Annotated in this window: 15 protein-coding genes and 2 tRNA genes; 7 read left to right on the forward strand and 10 right to left on the reverse strand. The window is 49.9% G+C overall.

Annotated elements, in window-relative coordinates; genetic code table 11:
• The first annotated feature begins 5 nt into the window (after nt 1-5).
• On the forward strand, nt 6-1040 hold the full coding sequence (locus FMR86_RS06375) for an elongator complex protein 3 (RefSeq protein WP_163350257.1): 1035 nt from the start codon (nt 6-8) through the stop codon (nt 1038-1040).
• A 135-nt stretch (nt 1041-1175) separates the two neighbouring features.
• Complete coding sequence (locus FMR86_RS06380; RefSeq protein WP_163350258.1) at nt 1176-2843, forward strand: FAD-dependent oxidoreductase; 1668 nt, start codon at nt 1176-1178, stop codon at nt 2841-2843.
• A 157-nt stretch (nt 2844-3000) separates the two neighbouring features.
• Here FMR86_RS06380 and FMR86_RS06385 read toward each other — a convergent pair whose 3' ends face one another.
• The 7 genes from FMR86_RS06385 to FMR86_RS06415 form a co-directional block, all read right to left on the reverse strand.
• Entirely contained in the window at nt 3001-3882 is an 882-nt protein-coding gene (locus FMR86_RS06385; protein WP_163350259.1) for an alpha/beta fold hydrolase, read from the reverse strand.
• Between the two features lie 20 nt (nt 3883-3902).
• Nucleotides 3903-5381 carry a hypothetical protein gene (locus FMR86_RS06390; protein WP_203544793.1) on the reverse strand — a complete coding sequence of 493 codons (1479 nt, stop codon included), beginning with the start codon at nt 5379-5381 and terminating at the stop codon, nt 3903-3905.
• A 318-nt stretch (nt 5382-5699) separates the two neighbouring features.
• Complete coding sequence (gap, locus tag FMR86_RS06395) at nt 5700-6719, reverse strand: type I glyceraldehyde-3-phosphate dehydrogenase (RefSeq protein WP_163350260.1); 1020 nt, start codon at nt 6717-6719, stop codon at nt 5700-5702.
• Nucleotides 6720-6744: 25 nt separating this feature from the next.
• Nucleotides 6745-7305 (reverse strand): GAF domain-containing protein, encoded by a 561-nt coding sequence (locus FMR86_RS06400; protein WP_163350261.1) that lies wholly within the window; start codon nt 7303-7305, stop codon nt 6745-6747.
• A gap of 487 nt (nt 7306-7792) precedes the next feature.
• On the reverse strand, nt 7793-9079 hold the full coding sequence (locus FMR86_RS06405) for an ATP-binding protein (protein ID WP_163350262.1): 1287 nt from the start codon (nt 9077-9079) through the stop codon (nt 7793-7795).
• A gap of 30 nt (nt 9080-9109) precedes the next feature.
• Nucleotides 9110-9304: a hypothetical protein gene (locus tag FMR86_RS06410; RefSeq protein WP_163350263.1), complete on the reverse strand. Its 195-nt coding sequence runs from the start codon at nt 9302-9304 to the stop codon at nt 9110-9112.
• Between the two features lie 49 nt (nt 9305-9353).
• On the reverse strand, nt 9354-10712 hold the full coding sequence (locus tag FMR86_RS06415; protein ID WP_163350264.1) for a PLP-dependent aminotransferase family protein: 1359 nt from the start codon (nt 10710-10712) through the stop codon (nt 9354-9356).
• A gap of 186 nt (nt 10713-10898) precedes the next feature.
• On the opposite strand from FMR86_RS06415, the gene FMR86_RS06420 reads away from it, so the two are divergent.
• The 3 genes from FMR86_RS06420 to FMR86_RS06430 all read left to right on the forward strand — a co-directional run bounded on the left by FMR86_RS06420 (nt 10899) and on the right by FMR86_RS06430 (nt 12682).
• Nucleotides 10899-11489, forward strand: coding sequence for a LysE family translocator (locus FMR86_RS06420; RefSeq protein ID WP_163350265.1), 591 nt, complete (start codon nt 10899-10901; stop codon nt 11487-11489).
• Nucleotides 11490-11627: 138 nt separating this feature from the next.
• Nucleotides 11628-12503: an NAD(P)-dependent oxidoreductase gene (locus FMR86_RS06425; protein WP_163350266.1), complete on the forward strand. Its 876-nt coding sequence runs from the start codon at nt 11628-11630 to the stop codon at nt 12501-12503.
• A gap of 103 nt (nt 12504-12606) precedes the next feature.
• Nucleotides 12607-12682 (forward strand) — tRNA-Phe (locus tag FMR86_RS06430).
• A 46-nt stretch (nt 12683-12728) separates the two neighbouring features.
• Here FMR86_RS06430 and FMR86_RS06435 read toward each other — a convergent pair.
• Together FMR86_RS06435 and FMR86_RS06440 are read right to left on the reverse strand one after the other, a co-directional pair.
• Nucleotides 12729-13208, reverse strand: coding sequence for an S-ribosylhomocysteine lyase (locus tag FMR86_RS06435; RefSeq protein WP_163350267.1), 480 nt, complete (start codon nt 13206-13208; stop codon nt 12729-12731).
• Nucleotides 13209-13331: 123 nt separating this feature from the next.
• Entirely contained in the window at nt 13332-14027 is a 696-nt protein-coding gene (locus FMR86_RS06440) for a 5'-methylthioadenosine/adenosylhomocysteine nucleosidase (RefSeq protein WP_163350268.1), read from the reverse strand.
• 135 nt (nt 14028-14162) lie between these two features.
• On the opposite strand from FMR86_RS06440, the gene FMR86_RS06445 reads away from it, so the two are divergent.
• The gene (locus FMR86_RS06445) at nt 14163-15104 is read left to right on the forward strand and encodes a LysR family transcriptional regulator (RefSeq protein ID WP_163350269.1); all 942 of its coding nucleotides are present in this window, start codon (nt 14163-14165) and stop codon (nt 15102-15104) included.
• A 106-nt stretch (nt 15105-15210) separates the two neighbouring features.
• Nucleotides 15211-15531, forward strand: a complete 321-nt coding sequence (locus FMR86_RS06450; protein WP_163350270.1) for a hypothetical protein — start codon at nt 15211-15213, stop codon at nt 15529-15531.
• Between the two features lie 75 nt (nt 15532-15606).
• On the opposite strand, the gene FMR86_RS06455 is transcribed toward FMR86_RS06450, so the two are convergent.
• Nucleotides 15607-15682, reverse strand: a tRNA-Phe gene (locus FMR86_RS06455).
• Between the last annotated feature and the right edge of the window lie 12 nt (nt 15683-15694).

Raw genomic sequence — 15694 nt, forward strand, 5'->3', positions numbered from 1 at the left:
GAAATATGCGCACCACTATTTTCAAACACCCGGAACCGGCACATCCCAAGACACGTATATGGCCGGTTTTTATGCCTTTTATGGGCTGCCCATCCAAATGCATCTACTGCTCGCAGGATCGGCAGACTGGAGCTGGAACCAAAACATTAAACGAAATATATCAGGATATTGCACAAGAAATTCCAGAGTTTTTCTTGAAAAAGGACCGCCCCCCCCTTGAACTTGCCTTTTTCGGCGGCACTTTTACTGCTCTGCCTTTTGAATGGCAGCAACGTTTTATCAAGCTGGCTGCGGAATTTAAAAAACAGGGTTTTCTGACCAAAGTTCGCTGCTCAACCCGTCCGGACTGCATTGATGCCGATCAGCTTAAAGAATTGCGCTCATCAGGGCTCGATATGATCGAACTGGGTATCCAGAGTTTTTCAGCAGAAGTCCTGCGCCGTTCGGCCCGGAATTATTCTCCGCAAACCGCCGCCAAAGCCTGCGGTACAGTGCGCGACTGCGGCCTTTCGCTGGGAATTCAGCTGCTGCCCGGTTTGCCGGGAACAAAGCGCGGAGATTTTCAGCACGACATCAGCCGGACCATCGAACTCTCACCCGACGCCGTACGCATCTATCCCTGCCTGACCGTAAAAGGAACCGGACTGGAAAAACTTTACCGGGCCGGAAAATACACTCCGTGGTCGCTAAGTCGCACTGAAGAGGAGCTGTCCCCGGCCCTGCTCCGTCTATGGATGCACAAAATCCACGTCATCCGCATAGGTGTGGCCCATGAGGATGGATTCGAAGAAAGTATTGTTGCCGGGCCGCTTCATCCTGCACTGGGCCAGATAATCCGTTCCAAAGCACTCTATTTATATCTGCGCTCCCGCATTGCCATGCACGGCTCAACTCCCGAACATTTAGTTGTCCCGCAAAAATATTCCGGCGAACTTTGGGGCCACAAAGCCAGTCTGAAACCGCTTTACGCCAAGCTCAACATTTCTCCTGCCAAAATCATTTTTGCAGCGGTCGATATTTTCAAGTTTATCTATAAATAATTGCTGCTATTATTGCTCTTAGGAATAATTACTGATAATATGAGCAATGAGTTTCGGTAAAACTTCTTTTCCGAAGCCGCAAAATAAGTCATATTGATAAAAGTATTAATATAGCTGCTAATAAGGAGATACACTATGAGCACTCTGAGTGCTGAAGAAAAATACCGCAATTTCATTCCTGAAGAGAGCCGCGAATATCTTGAAAAGCTTTTTGCCGATTTTAAACGGCCCGTTACCATTGAGGTCTACACTGCAGACGGCGAACATCGTGAATACAACGAATTCACCCTGAATATCTGCCGGGCCTTCAATGTGCTCAGCGACAAAGTTGAACTGCGTGAATATGCCATGGACAGCGAAATGGCTAAAAACCGCAATATCATCGCCACCCCCACAGTGCTTATTTCCCCGGATGAATACGATATCCGTTTTCTCGGTGCTCCCGCAGGGGAGGAAGGCCGCGCTTTGGTTGAAGCAATCAATCTCGCCTCCAAAGGAGTGGATGGGATTTCCGATCACACACAGGAAATACTTGATCCCCTTGAAGAAGACAGGCTGATCAAAATCTTTGCCAGCCCCACCTGCCCTTACTGCCCCGGACAGGCCATCAATGCCTTTAAGGCCGCCGTCGCAAGGCCGGACAAAATTTCAGCATGGAATGTCTCCACCCTTGATAATGAAAACATGGCCCGCGAATATAATGTCGGTTCTGTCCCGCATACCAACATAAATGATCAGGTTGATTTCATGGGACTGGAGCCGGAAGATAAATTCATGCTTCAGCTGCTCTTCCTCAAACCTCTCGAAGAAGTCATTGAAGAGCAGAAGGCCATGAAAACGTCTAAACCCGACGACACTGTCTACGAAGACATTGATCTGGTCATTATCGGCGGCGGGCCTGCCGGGATGAGTGCCGGAATCTACGCCAAACGCAGCGGCATGAGCTGCATCATCCTTGAGAAACAAGGTGTGGGCGGACAGGTGGCTCTTACTCCCAAAGTGGAAAATTATCCCGGATTCACCCAGATCCAAGGCTTTGAGCTGGTTGATATTCTCGGTGCCCATGCCCGCGAGTACACGGAGATAGAACAATTCGCAGAGGTCAAGGAAGTTAAGCACGGACCGCGCATCGAGATCACTACTGAAGACAAAACCTACCGGGCCAAAGGCGTCATGCTTGCCACCGGGGTCAACGTGCGCATGCTAGGCGTTCCGGGCGAAGATAAACATTACGGTCATGGGGTCAGCTATTGCGCTACCTGCGACGGCAACTTTTATAAGGGCGGCAAGGCTCTCATTGTCGGCGGCGGCAACACCGCGCTTACCGATGCCCTGCACCTCAAGCATCTGGGTATTGAAACCACCATCGTACATCGTCGCGACAAATTCCGGGCCGAGAAAGTTCTGCAGGATTCCGTTGAACGCGAAGGAATTGAAATCATCTGGGATGCTCAGGTAACCGAGATTATCGGCGAAGATCAGGTGGAATCAGCCCGTATCGTCAAGAAGGACGGCACTGAGATCATTCACGACACCGATGTGGTCTTCGTTGCCATCGGCCATACCGCCAACACCGAGCTGGCCGAAAAACTGGGTTGCGAACTGCGTGACGACGGATTCATCAAGGTCGATCCCACCCAGCGCACCAGCGTTGAACGGGTTTACGCAGCAGGTGACGTAACCGGAGGCGTGCGCCAGATCATCACCGCCACCGGGCAGGGAGCTGCCGCTGCACTGACCGCGTTTGATGATTTCACCAGGCTCTTTGATGATACCCAGGAAGTAACTAAGAATATTTGGTAATTTGATGCCTCCGGCGGCCCTGCCGGGGGCCTTAAACCCTTTTGGAAAAAGGGTTTAAGAATCCCAAAACTTTTTGATAAGCTTCGCATATAGCTTGTTAAAATGTCATTGAATATAAAACTCCCGGAATATTTAAAAATAATCCGGGAGTTTTATTTTAATTTGAGAACAAATCCTGTTCTACAGCTAGAAAATTATTCACTGTTTTTCCCAATCCTATTGGGTCCTGATACATGAGCCAGTGGGTAGCGTTGTTGTAACGCACCAGCCAGCTTCCCTGCACCAACTCCGTAATCTCAATACTAAGCGGTTCCGGCAGGATTTCATCATCCTCTCCGGTAATTACCAGCGTTGATTTATCCAGACCGCTAAGGCGCGAACAGCTACCGGGCCAGACAATCATGGCATCGGCCTGCGCCTGCACAATTGCGGGGTCAGGAACTCTTGCCGGGCGAGGAAGCTTTTCCAGAGCATCGGGATATTTTTCAAGCCAGCCCGGCGGGAATATCATGGCCGCAATTTCCTTCATATCCATCTTGAGCAGCTTGCGGGTGATATACTCTACGGGCTGGGCAGCACAGGATGTACCCATGAGCACCAGCTTGTTGACCTTTTCCGGGTAATGCAGGGCCATTTCCTGCGCGATAAGTCCGCCCATGGACCAGCCGAAGACGTCCGCATGCGGATAGCCCAGTTCGCGCAGCAATCCCGCGCTGTCATCTGCCATGCGTTTGATGGATATTTTTTCGGTACCGTTGCTGGAGCCGCCCATGGACCGGTTATCAAAAATGATCACTGTATGCTCTTTGCCCAGTTCGCGAATCAGCTGCGCATCCCAGATATCCATGGTCCCGGCGTAGCCCATAATCATGAGCAGCGGCGGACCTTCCCCGAAAGTGCGGTAAGCAAGCTGCACATCATCCACCTGCACCTGTGATTTGGGCAGGGGAGTCAGGTAATGTGCCGAATCGGGAAGATTTTTCTGAACACATCCGCTCAGCAAAGCAAAAAGTGCAAAGATTAATAATATACGGCGCATGGCGGCTCCATTTTTATTTTTTATGATTCCGGATCAGGATACTCTTCATCTTCTTTTTTGGAAAGCCGGGCCTTTTCAACATCTTTTACCAGCTTCCCGTTCTTAAAATGATCCGCTATCACTTCATTGCGCACCTTGGTTACACTGAAGGTTTCGCCTTTGCTGAGCATTACGGCTACCCGCTGAAGAAAATCACGGATCGCCGCAGCATGATCACGCCGGTCATCTGATGCTGTAGTGCTGCGTTCGCCGATTTCCCGCAAGCCGTTGACCATCAGCCGGGCTTCAGGATTATCCTTAAACGTGAACAGGGCCGCCAGCAACGATGCATCAGCTTCAGCGAGTCCCTGCACAATGGCTGCATAAATCTGGTATTCCTCACTGATTTCATCGTTGATCACAGCTTCAACAACCTTGATCAATACATCCTCGCTGCCTTTCTCACCCTTGCAGCTGAAAATATGCATCCACAGAGAACGCATCTCAGCGTCAAGGCCGGAATCAAGGATATCCTCGGAGCTGAGAACTCCATCCACAAATCTCTTGAACAATACCCGGCAGGCCATGTTGATGCGTTCTTCTGCTGCATTTCGTTCCGCTCTTTCACGCAACTGGCGGTCAGCGATCAGCATTTCCGCAAGTTCGCGGCGCATGTCATCATCTTTCAAATCATGCAGCTCCGCCTCAATCTGCTCGTCATCCATATTGCGCAGGAAATAGAATTCCTGCTTCATGGACTGGTTCCGGGCCAGCGGTTCAAAGAGTCCGCGCAGCCGTTCATAATTTGCTTCCCCAAGCTGTTCTTTCCAGCTGTCGGTCATGATCAGCGCACTGACCGGATCTTTGCCCCCTATTGTTTCCAGTGCTCCTGCGTACATAGCCTGCTTGGCGGTGATTAATCTCAGCTGTAAGAGTTCAGGATTACTTCCCCGGTAAAGCCGCATGATTGCCCCCTCAAGCAAGGCTTCACCATGCATGAGTGAAGCAGCATCCGGGCTGAGATTTACCGCTTTGAGCACGGAATCTATGGTCGCGGCGGCAGTACTCTCCTTCCAGTTCTGGTATTCCTGACTCTGGTGCCGGGCAACTGTATCAATTGCTGTCCTGCGCCTTGATTCAAGAATATCCATGAACCGGGTCCGGCATTCGTCATCCGGCAATTCATCGCGCAGGCTGCCGCCTTCTTCGGTAAAATAATCATTCACCTCAAACACCGCCGACTGCGCATCCCCGGCCCGCAACTGCATGACCCCGTATTCAGGGTTGGCAAGAATTTCCTGCAACCCGGCCTCAAAACTATTGTAGGCATCCAGCACCCGCAGATCGCGCTCTTCCTCTTCCCGGTCCCGGGCACGCTGGAGCAGTTCCGGCTCAACCTTTTCCAGTGAACGCAAGCTCTCCATTTGCGGACTCATGGACGGTTCTCTTTCAGATCCGAACAGCCCGTCTTCATCCAAACCTTTCAAAAAATTACCACCTTTAGAATTCACGACCTTCATTGTTAATTTCTCCTGTTAGATATTGATTTAATGTACAAACCTCCAAACACAGGAACCAAAACTAACAACGAAGGCGGACCTGAATCAGGTGATTCAGGTCCGCCCTAAAACAAACAGGTTTGAAAATGCAAAACGGGCGGCCTGTTTGTGGTTTAACAGGTCGCCCGTTTTGGCAATCTTAAGAATCTCACTATTCAATCCGGGTCCATCCACTACCCGGACGAATGTCGGGAGGTTTTAACCCTTTCAGGAAAAGGGTTTAAAACCGGCAACGGAAACATCCCGAACCGCTGCCGATCTATTATACTTGATCAGGGATTACAGGCCGCACTTAGCCATGTAATCGATGAGGTCTGCCAAACGGCAGGAGTAACCCCACTCGTTGTCGTACCATGCGTAAACCTTTGCGAGGTTGCCGCCCTGTACAACAGTGAAGTCCGCTTCGACGATACCGGAATGGGGATCGGCGAGGAAGTCGGAGGAAACAAGGGGAGCTTCGGAGTAGCCCATGATACCCTTGAGTTCGCCTTCGGCTGCGGATTTCAGGGTAGCCTTGAGTTCTTCGGTGGTAGTGTCGTTTTTGAGCACTGCAACGAAGTCAACAAGGGATACGGTGGGTGTGGGAACACGCACGGAGTAACCTTCGAAACGGCCTGCCATTTCGGGGATTACCAGAGCAACAGCTTTAGCCGCACCGGTGGAGGTGGGGATCATGTTGCATGCAGCAGCGCGGGCGCGACGCAGGTCCTTGTGAGGCTGGTCGAGGATACGCTGGTCGTTGGTGTATGCGTGAACAGTGGTCATCACACCTTTCTCGATACCGAACTTCTCGTGCATGGTCTTAACGATGGGCGCGAGGCAGTTGGTGGTACAAGAAGCGTTGGAAATGATGGTGTGTTTTGCAGGATCGTAATCCTTGTGGTTTACACCCATTACAACGGTGATGTCCTCATCCTTTGCAGGAGCGGAAATAACAACTTTCTTTGCGCCGCCTTCGAGGTGCTGGGCAGCGGTGGGGCCGGTTCTGAAAATACCGGTGCATTCGATAACAATATCTACACCGCACTCACCCCAGGGAATCTGGCGGGGATCACGCTCTGCGAAGTTTTTGATAACATAGTCGGAACCAACGTACATGGTGGTGCCTTCCACTTTTACTTCAGCGGGGAATTTACCGTAGTTGGTGTCACGTGCGAAAAGTGCAGCGTTAGTGTTGATGTCGAAGAGGTCGTTGACTGCAACAACTTCAACAGTGTCACGATGTCTTTCCCAGATGGTTTTCAGAACTTGACGGCCGATACGGCCGAAACCGTTAATACCTACTTTTACTTTGCTCATTTTAAATTCCTTATATTCACGCGGCCTACAGATCGTCGACGCGGTAGATGTAATCGTTTGCCAGTTCGCTTGCACGCTTCAGAGCACTGTACATGCGGGCGTTTTCAAGAGCGAGACCGGAAAGGTCGGCAACGCATTTGAGGAAGTCCAGTTCTTCTTCGGAGAACTCACGGAGTTCAGCGGAGTAAACACGCAGAACGCCGATAACTTTTTCACCGCGTGCGGTGAGGGGAAGAACTACGAGGGAGCAGAGACCTTCTTTAGCTGCTTCTTCAGGGTACTGGAAGCGGTCATCTTTTCTTACGTCGGCGATGGATACGATCTTGCCTTCAAGAACTTCCTGATCCAGACGGCTCTTGGAAACCTCAACAGGACCTTTCTGTTCGTAACGTTCACTCAGACCGTAAGATGCGTCTGCTTTGAGCACTTCACCTTTGCGATCAAGAAGTCTGATAAAACAACCTTTCAGTTCCATTTCAGTTGCCACTTTCTCGGCAATGTTGTGCAGAACTTTTTCAGGTTCCAGGCTGGAGTTTACAGCTCTGGTGATTTCGAAAATTGCTTTGTAGAGTCTGGTTACACCCATTTCTCATACCTGCCTTGTTTATGTTTAACCGAAAGGGCCGCTTGAAGGGCGGACCTGCGTATCAAGTTCTTGGTTAAATGCTTTCTAACAGATTTGAAAACATATTGCATGTAAAAAATGACCACTTTCTTACATTTTTATGTTTTTTGTTGCTAAATGTTTTTCGTTTATGAAAATTTTGTTCGCTTTTGTTACGAATAAGTACCTAATAATTATTCATAATTTAAACCCCTTGAAAGTCCCCGTAAGCATTGCAGATTAGCAATCCGGCTTCAAGAAATCAGATAAAATTTATTCAATAAAAAAACTGGTCCGGGGTAGCGGGAAAACAGGAATAAGAAAGGTTCGGTTGTGAAATACGAACATGCCCCGGCCCCCTAAGATATAAAAAGAGGCAGGTTCAATAATAACAGAATCCCCCCTGACAGCAACCCATAAAGTTACGAACAGGGCACAGAAAAAAGAAAAGCCGGAAAATCCGTACGGATCAGGAAGTTGCTTTGCGCAGTGTGCTCAGAAAACGGGAGCGTAAAGTATCGCCCATCAAACCTTTTTTCACAGGAGAGAGCTTTAGAAAGCCGCCCAGCAGGGAACGCATGAAATCTTCACTGCGGCTGTTGGGATTGTCGAAGATGAGATTTTGCAGGGTGCCGCGTTCAAGGGATTGCAGGATAACGCGCTCAAAACTGTCTTCAGGATGGATGACCCGCTGCTTGCGTTTATCCATCTGCAAGGCCCCGGTGGGACACTTCAAGGCGCATACTCCGCAGCCGAGACAGATATCCTTGTTGATTTCTGCAAAGCGACGCGGTTTATCCGCACCGGGAATTTCTTCTTTATGGATAGTGATGGCATCAATGGGACAGGCCCGTGCGCATTTGGAGCAACCGTTGCAATCCGCAAGCTCAACTTCAGCGATAAAGGTGGAGGAAACCACAATACCCGGATACCCGGAATATTTGATCCCGTTCATCAGGTTGCAGCAGCAGCCGCAGCAGTGGCAGAAGAATCCGGCATAATCGCGGACATTATCTGTGGTAAGGGTAAAGCCCAGCTCCCGTGAACGGGCCATAATGTCGTCCATTTCCGAACGGGAAATCTCACGCGCAAAATTATTGCGGATCAGGAAATCCGCAGCTTCACCCATGGAGGTGCAGGTTTCAAGGTCGATGCCGCACTTCTGCTCACCGAGATGCATTTTTTCATGGCGGCAGGAACAGAGGCTGACCGCAAAACGGTCCTGCTGCTCCACCAGCGCGGATGCTTTTTCATAATCGAGCACTTCCACATGATCCGCATTACGGATGGTCCCTTCATGGGGCAGGGTACGCATGATGGAAACCTGTTCATCGCTGCCGAAGTTGGCCTTAAAAAAGGACTTGTCGCCGAACATGTAGGCGTTGAACAGCTCGGCCCATTTCTTTGAATCCAGCTCGCCCTTGGTACGCATCATGGTAAATTCGAAAAAACCGATTACGAAGGGGCTTATCATATAAAGAAAGCGGTCCTTCTCCCAGAGGTCGCAGACCAGCCCTTTATGGCACATGGATTCAAGCATGGGACGTAAGCTGCGTTCATCCATCCCGGTCAGTTTGGAGATTCGCTCCAGAGAAGACGGGCGATATGGCATGCGCACAATAAGCTCCGCCTCCGCAGGTGAATAAAGAGCTTTAAGCATTTCACACATGGAATCGGACCACGGCATACGCACGGTGGTTCCGTCCACTTTGTCACCCAGTTGGCGGTAGATATCTTTTGCTATGATGTGTCCCATGAAGAGGAAGGCTACATTCACTGATCAGTATTAGCAATTAGTTTGAGACGATTCATCAATCTCATAACCAAGTTCTTTAATTGATCTAATCACTTCTTCATGAGGAATCACTTCCCCTCTATTTAACTCATCCAATCCTTTTTGCACCTCAGACCTAAACCAAGCATCATAATCAGACCCTTCAATTGAATTTTCGTCAAAATCGGTGTTTACGATTTTCTGCATACATTCCTCCATGATGCACTGATACACATAAAGATAACATATAAGAATACTACTTGAACAATATTTCCCGCAAAATCCCAAGTCCCTTGCGCAACTCCTCAATATCCTTGGGCCCGCTTAGGGAAAGCCGGATCTTGGCCGGAACCGGGCCGCCGCCCACGGCGAATTTTTCGGCTCCGAAGATATTCAGTCCGGCCTCGCGGGCGCGTTGTTCAACCATGTATCCTTTCCAAGGTTCGGGCAGGTCCAGCCAAAGAAAAAATCCGGACGGGTTAGCACCAAGCCCCATGCCATCCAGCAAATCCCTGACCGCATCAAAACGCTGCCGGGCAGCCTGACGTTTGAGCTTGACCGTAATATCAGCCGTACCGTCCTGTATCCATTGCGCGATCAATTCAGCATTGAGCGGTGGGGTCATCCACACAGAATTCAAAATGGCATGAGCCAGTGCCGTGAACCGCTCACCCTCAGCAACCATGAAAGCCACCCGCAGCCCCACGGCAATTGACTTGGAAACCCCGGCGATGAACACACTCCGTTCCGGGGCAAAGGATGTGACCGGAGGCAGGCTGCTTTCCACGGTCAGAGCATAGGCATCATCTTCAATGATGGTCAGGTCGTGATTGCAGGCAATCATGGCAATCTGCTCCCGCCGTTCATAAGACATGCAGGCCGAGGTGGGGTTCTGTACACCGGGCATGAGCGAAACTCCGTTGATCTTTTCCCTGCGGCAGATTGTATCCAGCTGTTCGGGAATCATACCCTGCTCATCCATGGGAACCGGAACAAGCCGGATACCGAGCATATTGGCCAAAGTCTTCATGCCCGGATAGATCAAGGCATCCGTGGCAATACGGTCCCCGGCCCGGAACAGGCTGCTCAGGCAACAGGTCAAAGCATGCTGCGCCCCGGAACAGACCAGCACATTCCCGGCAGTTGTCTCCAGCCGATACCTCTTCGCCCACTCAGCCCCAACCTCACGGTGCTCCGGCAAGCCCTGCGGGTCGGTATAGCGGAGAAATGCATTCAGATTACGGCGGCGGGTCAGCCGCTTCATGCCTTCCTGAATATCCGGGTCCAGATCATAGAAGGTATTGACCATACCCAGCTCAATCATGCCCGGCGCATGCGGTTCAAAAGTGACCATTGATGACGACGTGATCGCATCGGAAGCAATGAACGTCCCCCGGCCCACGGTGCCGCTGATAAGCCCCCGTTTTTCAGCCTCGGCGTAACCGCGGGTGATTGTGCTCACGTTCATCTTCAGCTCATCAGCAAGATCACGGTGGGTAGGCAGCTTGTCTCCAGGACTGAGCTTCCCGGCGTAAACATCACGCTCGATGGCATCGGCCAGTTGCTTGAACTTGGGGCGCGTACTTTCTTCCAATTCAGGTATCCATTTTGTCATGCAGACAATAATCCATTTGACTGCATACAATGTCAAGAGCTATGAATACAATGAAGCAATCAAAAGCACACAATTATCCCTAACAAAGAACACAAAGCGGCGAAGCCTAATAAAAGGTTTTGGGATTCTTAAACCCTTTTGCAAAAGGGTTTAAGGCCCCCGGCAGGGCCGCCGGAGGCAACCAAAATGCAAGAAAATTTCTGGGCTTTCCTTATATTTGTCATTGTCATGACCGGAACTCCCGGTCCGGGCAACATAGCATCCATGGCCCTTGGGCAGGCTGTGGGGTTCAAACGTTCCATCCCCTTTCTTTCCGGTGTGGTTATCGGCGGCATGACCATGGATTTCCTGACCGCCATGGGTCTGGCTCAGCTGTTCATGGCCTACCCGCAGGTCTCGGCGGTGCTGAAAATCGGCGGCATGATTTACATACTCTACCTTGCGTGGAAGGTGCTGAACATGCAGGCTGATTCTTCCGGTAAACCAAAAGCTTTCAAGTTTGTGGAAGGTCTGGCCCTGCACCCGCTGAACCCGAAACATTACGCCATGACCGTTTCGGCCTTCGCTCAATTTGTCGATCCCAGCGCAAACCAGACAACGGAAATCCTGATCTTTGTGGCCACCTTCACCTGCGGGGCGGCCTTCTTTCATTCCCTGTGGTGCTTTGCAGGGGAATCGTTTATGAAAATGTTGCGCTCGCCCATGGTTCGCCACAGTGTGAATATCTCCATGGTGGTGCTCATGGTCGGAGCCACGGCTTACGCATTATATAAATAGTTGATGCGCTATCGCGCTTTTTAATAAAAAAATTTCGCCTCCGGCGGCTTAAACCCTTTTTGAAAAAAGGGTTTAAGAATCCCAAAAACTTTTATTTGAGCTTCGCTGCGTATAATTTCAAAATGAGGATTTAATATTATGAGCAAGAAAATCGGATGGATCGGAACTGGAGTTATGGGTGCTTCCATGTGCATGCACCTTATCAAAGCTGGCAATGAAGCATACGTGTACAACCGCACCAAATCCAAAGCTGATGCGCTGGTGGCCGAAGGCGCAACATGGTGCGAATCCCCGGCGGAAGTCGCCAAGAATGCGGACATAATATTCACAATTGTGGGCTATCCCGTGGATGTGGAACAGACCATACTCGGTGAAAACGGCGTGTTGGCAAATGCTGATTCCGGCAAAATTATCGTTGATATGACCACTTCCGAACCGGCATTGGCCCAACGCATTGCCGAAGAAGCTGCTGCTAAAGGCGTGGGCGCACTTGATGCCCCGGTATCCGGCGGCGACCTCGGCGCACGCAATGCCACGCTGGCAATCATGGTCGGCGGGGAACAGAAAACTTTTGATGAAGTGAATCCGCTTTTTGAAGTGATGGGCAGCAATATCAGGCTTATGGGCAAACCGGGCGCAGGTCAGCACACTAAAATGTGCAACCAGATTCTCATCGCCGGAACCATGATCGGAGTGGTGGAATCCCTGCTTTACTCCCACAAAGCGGGCATGGACCTTAATGAAGTGATCGATGTGATCGGCTCCGGCGCGGCCGGATCATGGTCCATAAACAATCTCGGTCGCCGCATTGCCGATGACGATTTCAACCCCGGCTTTTTCATCAAACACTTTGTTAAAGATATGGGCATCGCCCTTGATGAGGCCAAACGCATGAACCTGTCCCTGCCCGGCCTGGCACTGGTCAACCAGTTCTACATCTCAGCCATGGCACTTGGCTATGAGGAGCTTGGCACTCAGGCTTTGTATAAGGTATTGGAAAAGATGAACGGGTAAGGAAGAATATAGTTAGGGCTAATTAAAATAATCAATTTTAATTTTAGCTCACAAATAATTATTGACTTCGTTTTGCGTTCTGCGTAGAAACATTTCTTCCGGCGCCGAGGTAGCTCAGTCGGTAGAGCAGGGGACTGAAAATCCCCGTGTCGGCAGTTCAATTCTGTCCCTCGGCACCACCTGCCTAGAATAGCCCTTGTGAAAATTCACAAGGGCTTTTTCTTTTTATTCAGGATAGTTCAAATTATCCAGGCCGATCCCATCCAACACTTCTTCGTAATATTTCGCAGCTTCCAACTTTGCCAACGGCAAATCCATAAATGTATAGTTTCCGCACTCAACTGCGGACTCGCCGGGCACATCCCCCGCAAAATCAGCAGCAAATTTAAACAATTCTTGAATCAGGCCCACAACATCCTTTGAATCATAGCGGCCATTTAGCAACAGATAAAACCCTGTCATACAACCCATGGGGCCGAAATAAATGATCTTATCCCCGTACTCTGCATGATTGCGCAGGAAAGTGGCCCCCATATGCTCAAGGGTATGCGCAGCAGCAGGATCAAGGGCAGGTTCATTGTTGGGTTCTTTTACGCGCAGGTCAAAAGTGGTGATATTTTCAGAACCGATCTCATCACGGCGCGAAACATAAATACCGCGTTTAAGCTTGGTGTGATCTATTTTGAAACTTTCTATCTTATTCATTTGCTCTCTCTAAAACAAAGCGGCGAAGCCTATTAAAAGTTTTTGAAGAGTCCAGAGAAACTTTTTCCAAAAAGTTTCTTTGGCCGCCGGAGGCGAAATCGTTCCATAAAAGCGCGAAGCGCATCATAATTCTTTCAACATAGACAAAACCATGCGCACAGAATTGGCGGCGGCTTTTTCCATGCTTTGCTCGTAGACAGCACTGCTACCGTCTTCGTGCACTTTATCTGAAATGGAGCGGATCAGGATAAAGGGCACGTTGAACAGAAACCCGGTCTGGGCGATGGCCGCACCTTCCATTTCCACGGCCATGACATCGGGGAATTTCTGCTCGATGGCGGAAATCTGCTGCGGGGTATGGATGAAAGAATCACCCGAAAGTACGGGTCCCTGATGCACGTTAATGGTGTCCTCGTTGATCCAAGCCTTCTGCGCCAATCCGAGCAAAAGCTTGTCAGCCTGATAAGCAGCGGGCATCTGGGGAATCTGGCCCATCTCGTAATCAAAGGCGGTGGCATCAGCATCGTAATGACGCACCTCCGATGAAACCACGATATCACCGACATTAATGTTGCCGGGAAAAGCTCCGGCCACTCCGGTGTTGATCAAGTAGTCGGGCTTGAATTTATCCAGCAGCAGGGTAGTTCCTACAGCAGCGTTGACCTTACCGATTCCGCACAAAAACAAAGCCACCTCAACGCCGTTTATCTTTCCGGTGTGGTAGGTAAACTGGCCGAATGATTCAGCGTTCGGCGTGTCTAATTTATTGACCAGCAATGCAAGTTCCTCTTCCATTGCCGCGATGATTCCTATCTTCAAAACAATTTTCCTCTTATCTGTTCCGGCACATCAGTTGCCGTGTTCGTGCTTGAAAGATAACGGCATTCCGTGTAATTAGTAAAATTAATAGTTCTACTTTTTTTGATTATTAAAACTTACCAACTAGGCAAAACAATGCTTCCCGACCTGAACAGACTGAAAGTCTTCTTCCACATATTTAATGAACAGAGCAGCACCGGGGCGGCCAAAAAACTGCACATCACCCAGTCCGGGGTCAGCCAGCATTTAAAAAAACTGGAAGAAGAACTGCAGACAGAATTATTTACGAGGGTCAAACGCAGACTTGTGCCCACTGCCGCAGGCAGAAAACTGTATAGCATTGTGCAGGGGTTCATGGATGAACTGGAGCAGGGCGTGCGCCATATCAATGATGGGCTGGAAACGCCTTCGGGGCCGCTTAGGATCGGCGCACCCACGGAATTCGGAAAAATATACCTGCCGCCCATCTTCGGATCATTCCGGCGGAAATATCCGGGCGTAACCATGCAGCTCGAACTGGATGAACCAAAGGTGCTTTTTGAAAAAGTTGCTGCCGGGGAGCTTGATTTTGCCTACATCGACATTCTGCCCTTTTTCATGGACACACCGGGGGGAACTTCGGCCTATTCAATCGAACCTGTGGTACGCGAAGAGTTTGTACTGGCCTGCTCCAAAGAATATTACTGGGCAAGGGTCAACGGCACAGGCTACGAACATCTGAAACAGCTGGATTTCATCGGCTACAAAGATGATATCGCCCTTTTCCGCAGCTGGTTCAAATTACATTTCAACCGCGAACCGCAACAACTGAACCTTGTGTTCATTGCGGACAGCTCCGAGGCCATTGTTTCAGCCGTTAAAGCGGGACTGGGAGCGGGGATCACAGTCAGCCACCTGATGAACAGGGAAATTGCAACCGGGAAAATTATCGCCATCCGCCCGGATGAAGAAAAGCTGCAGAACACCATTGCCTGCGTGCAGTTCAAGGACAAGCAGCCGAGCATTACCGAAACAGCCTTTCAAGAACATTTCCGGCTTGAACTCAATCAAAATTATGCGAAACTGGGGGTGGAGTAAGTTGGGCTGAAAATCATCACAAGTTAACCTTGCACATTCAGTTTATCCAAAATATCGATCAACAAAACCCTGCCACATAAATAAACACACATGGAGAGCATAAACGATGTTCAAAATATTTCTTACTTCCGCATTTCTAATTTTCTTTCAGCTTTTTAGCCTGCTGGGCGTAACCGACACAGCCTTCAGTGAGGACAGCGTTGAAAATCAGATCATAGTCAGATTTGAAAAAGGGGTCAGTGAAAATGATGCCCGGATCATTGCCGCAGATGAAAACATGAGAGTAATTGAGGTGCTCGACAGGCCGAACGGTAAATACGGGCAATGCATATTTCTGCTTGGCTCCCATCTCAGGCTGCAGGAGATGATCGAAAAGATTTCCGCCCATGAAGAAGTGGATTCATCTGCCCCGAACTTCGTAAATTAGGGTGAAGTGGATTCACAGGATTAGAACACGAAAAAGCCCTCATGATTTCTCATGAGGGCTATTCTAGGCACTTAGTGGTGCCGAGGGACAGAATTGAACTGCCGACACGGGGATTTTCAGTCCCCTGCTCTACCGACTGAGCTACCTCGGCGCCGCTGAGGAG

The organism is Desulfovibrio sp. JC010, assembly GCF_010470675.1.
In the GTDB taxonomy this organism is placed as follows: Bacteria; Desulfobacterota; Desulfovibrionia; order Desulfovibrionales; family Desulfovibrionaceae; genus Maridesulfovibrio.

Bases quoted from the DNA above. Each gene is read 5' to 3' on its own strand.
- FMR86_RS06375 (WP_163350257.1), top strand. From the start codon at position 6: ATGCGCACCACTATTTTCAAACACCCGGAACCGGCACATCCCAAGACA.
- FMR86_RS06380 (WP_163350258.1), top strand. From the start codon at position 1,176: ATGAGCACTCTGAGTGCTGAAGAAAAATACCGCAATTTCATTCCTGAA.
- FMR86_RS06385 (WP_163350259.1), bottom strand. From the start codon at position 3,882: ATGCGCCGTATATTATTAATCTTTGCACTTTTTGCTTTGCTGAGCGGA.
- FMR86_RS06390 (WP_203544793.1), bottom strand. From the start codon at position 5,381: ATGAAGGTCGTGAATTCTAAAGGTGGTAATTTTTTGAAAGGTTTGGAT.
- gap (WP_163350260.1), bottom strand. From the start codon at position 6,719: ATGAGCAAAGTAAAAGTAGGTATTAACGGTTTCGGCCGTATCGGCCGT.
- FMR86_RS06400 (WP_163350261.1), bottom strand. From the start codon at position 7,305: ATGGGTGTAACCAGACTCTACAAAGCAATTTTCGAAATCACCAGAGCT.
- FMR86_RS06405 (WP_163350262.1), bottom strand. From the start codon at position 9,079: ATGGGACACATCATAGCAAAAGATATCTACCGCCAACTGGGTGACAAA.
- FMR86_RS06410 (WP_163350263.1), bottom strand. From the start codon at position 9,304: ATGCAGAAAATCGTAAACACCGATTTTGACGAAAATTCAATTGAAGGG.
- FMR86_RS06415 (WP_163350264.1), bottom strand. From the start codon at position 10,712: ATGACAAAATGGATACCTGAATTGGAAGAAAGTACGCGCCCCAAGTTC.
- FMR86_RS06420 (WP_163350265.1), top strand. From the start codon at position 10,899: ATGCAAGAAAATTTCTGGGCTTTCCTTATATTTGTCATTGTCATGACC.
- FMR86_RS06425 (WP_163350266.1), top strand. From the start codon at position 11,628: ATGAGCAAGAAAATCGGATGGATCGGAACTGGAGTTATGGGTGCTTCC.
- FMR86_RS06435 (WP_163350267.1), bottom strand. From the start codon at position 13,208: ATGAATAAGATAGAAAGTTTCAAAATAGATCACACCAAGCTTAAACGC.
- FMR86_RS06445 (WP_163350269.1), top strand. From the start codon at position 14,163: ATGCTTCCCGACCTGAACAGACTGAAAGTCTTCTTCCACATATTTAAT.
- FMR86_RS06450 (WP_163350270.1), top strand. From the start codon at position 15,211: ATGTTCAAAATATTTCTTACTTCCGCATTTCTAATTTTCTTTCAGCTT.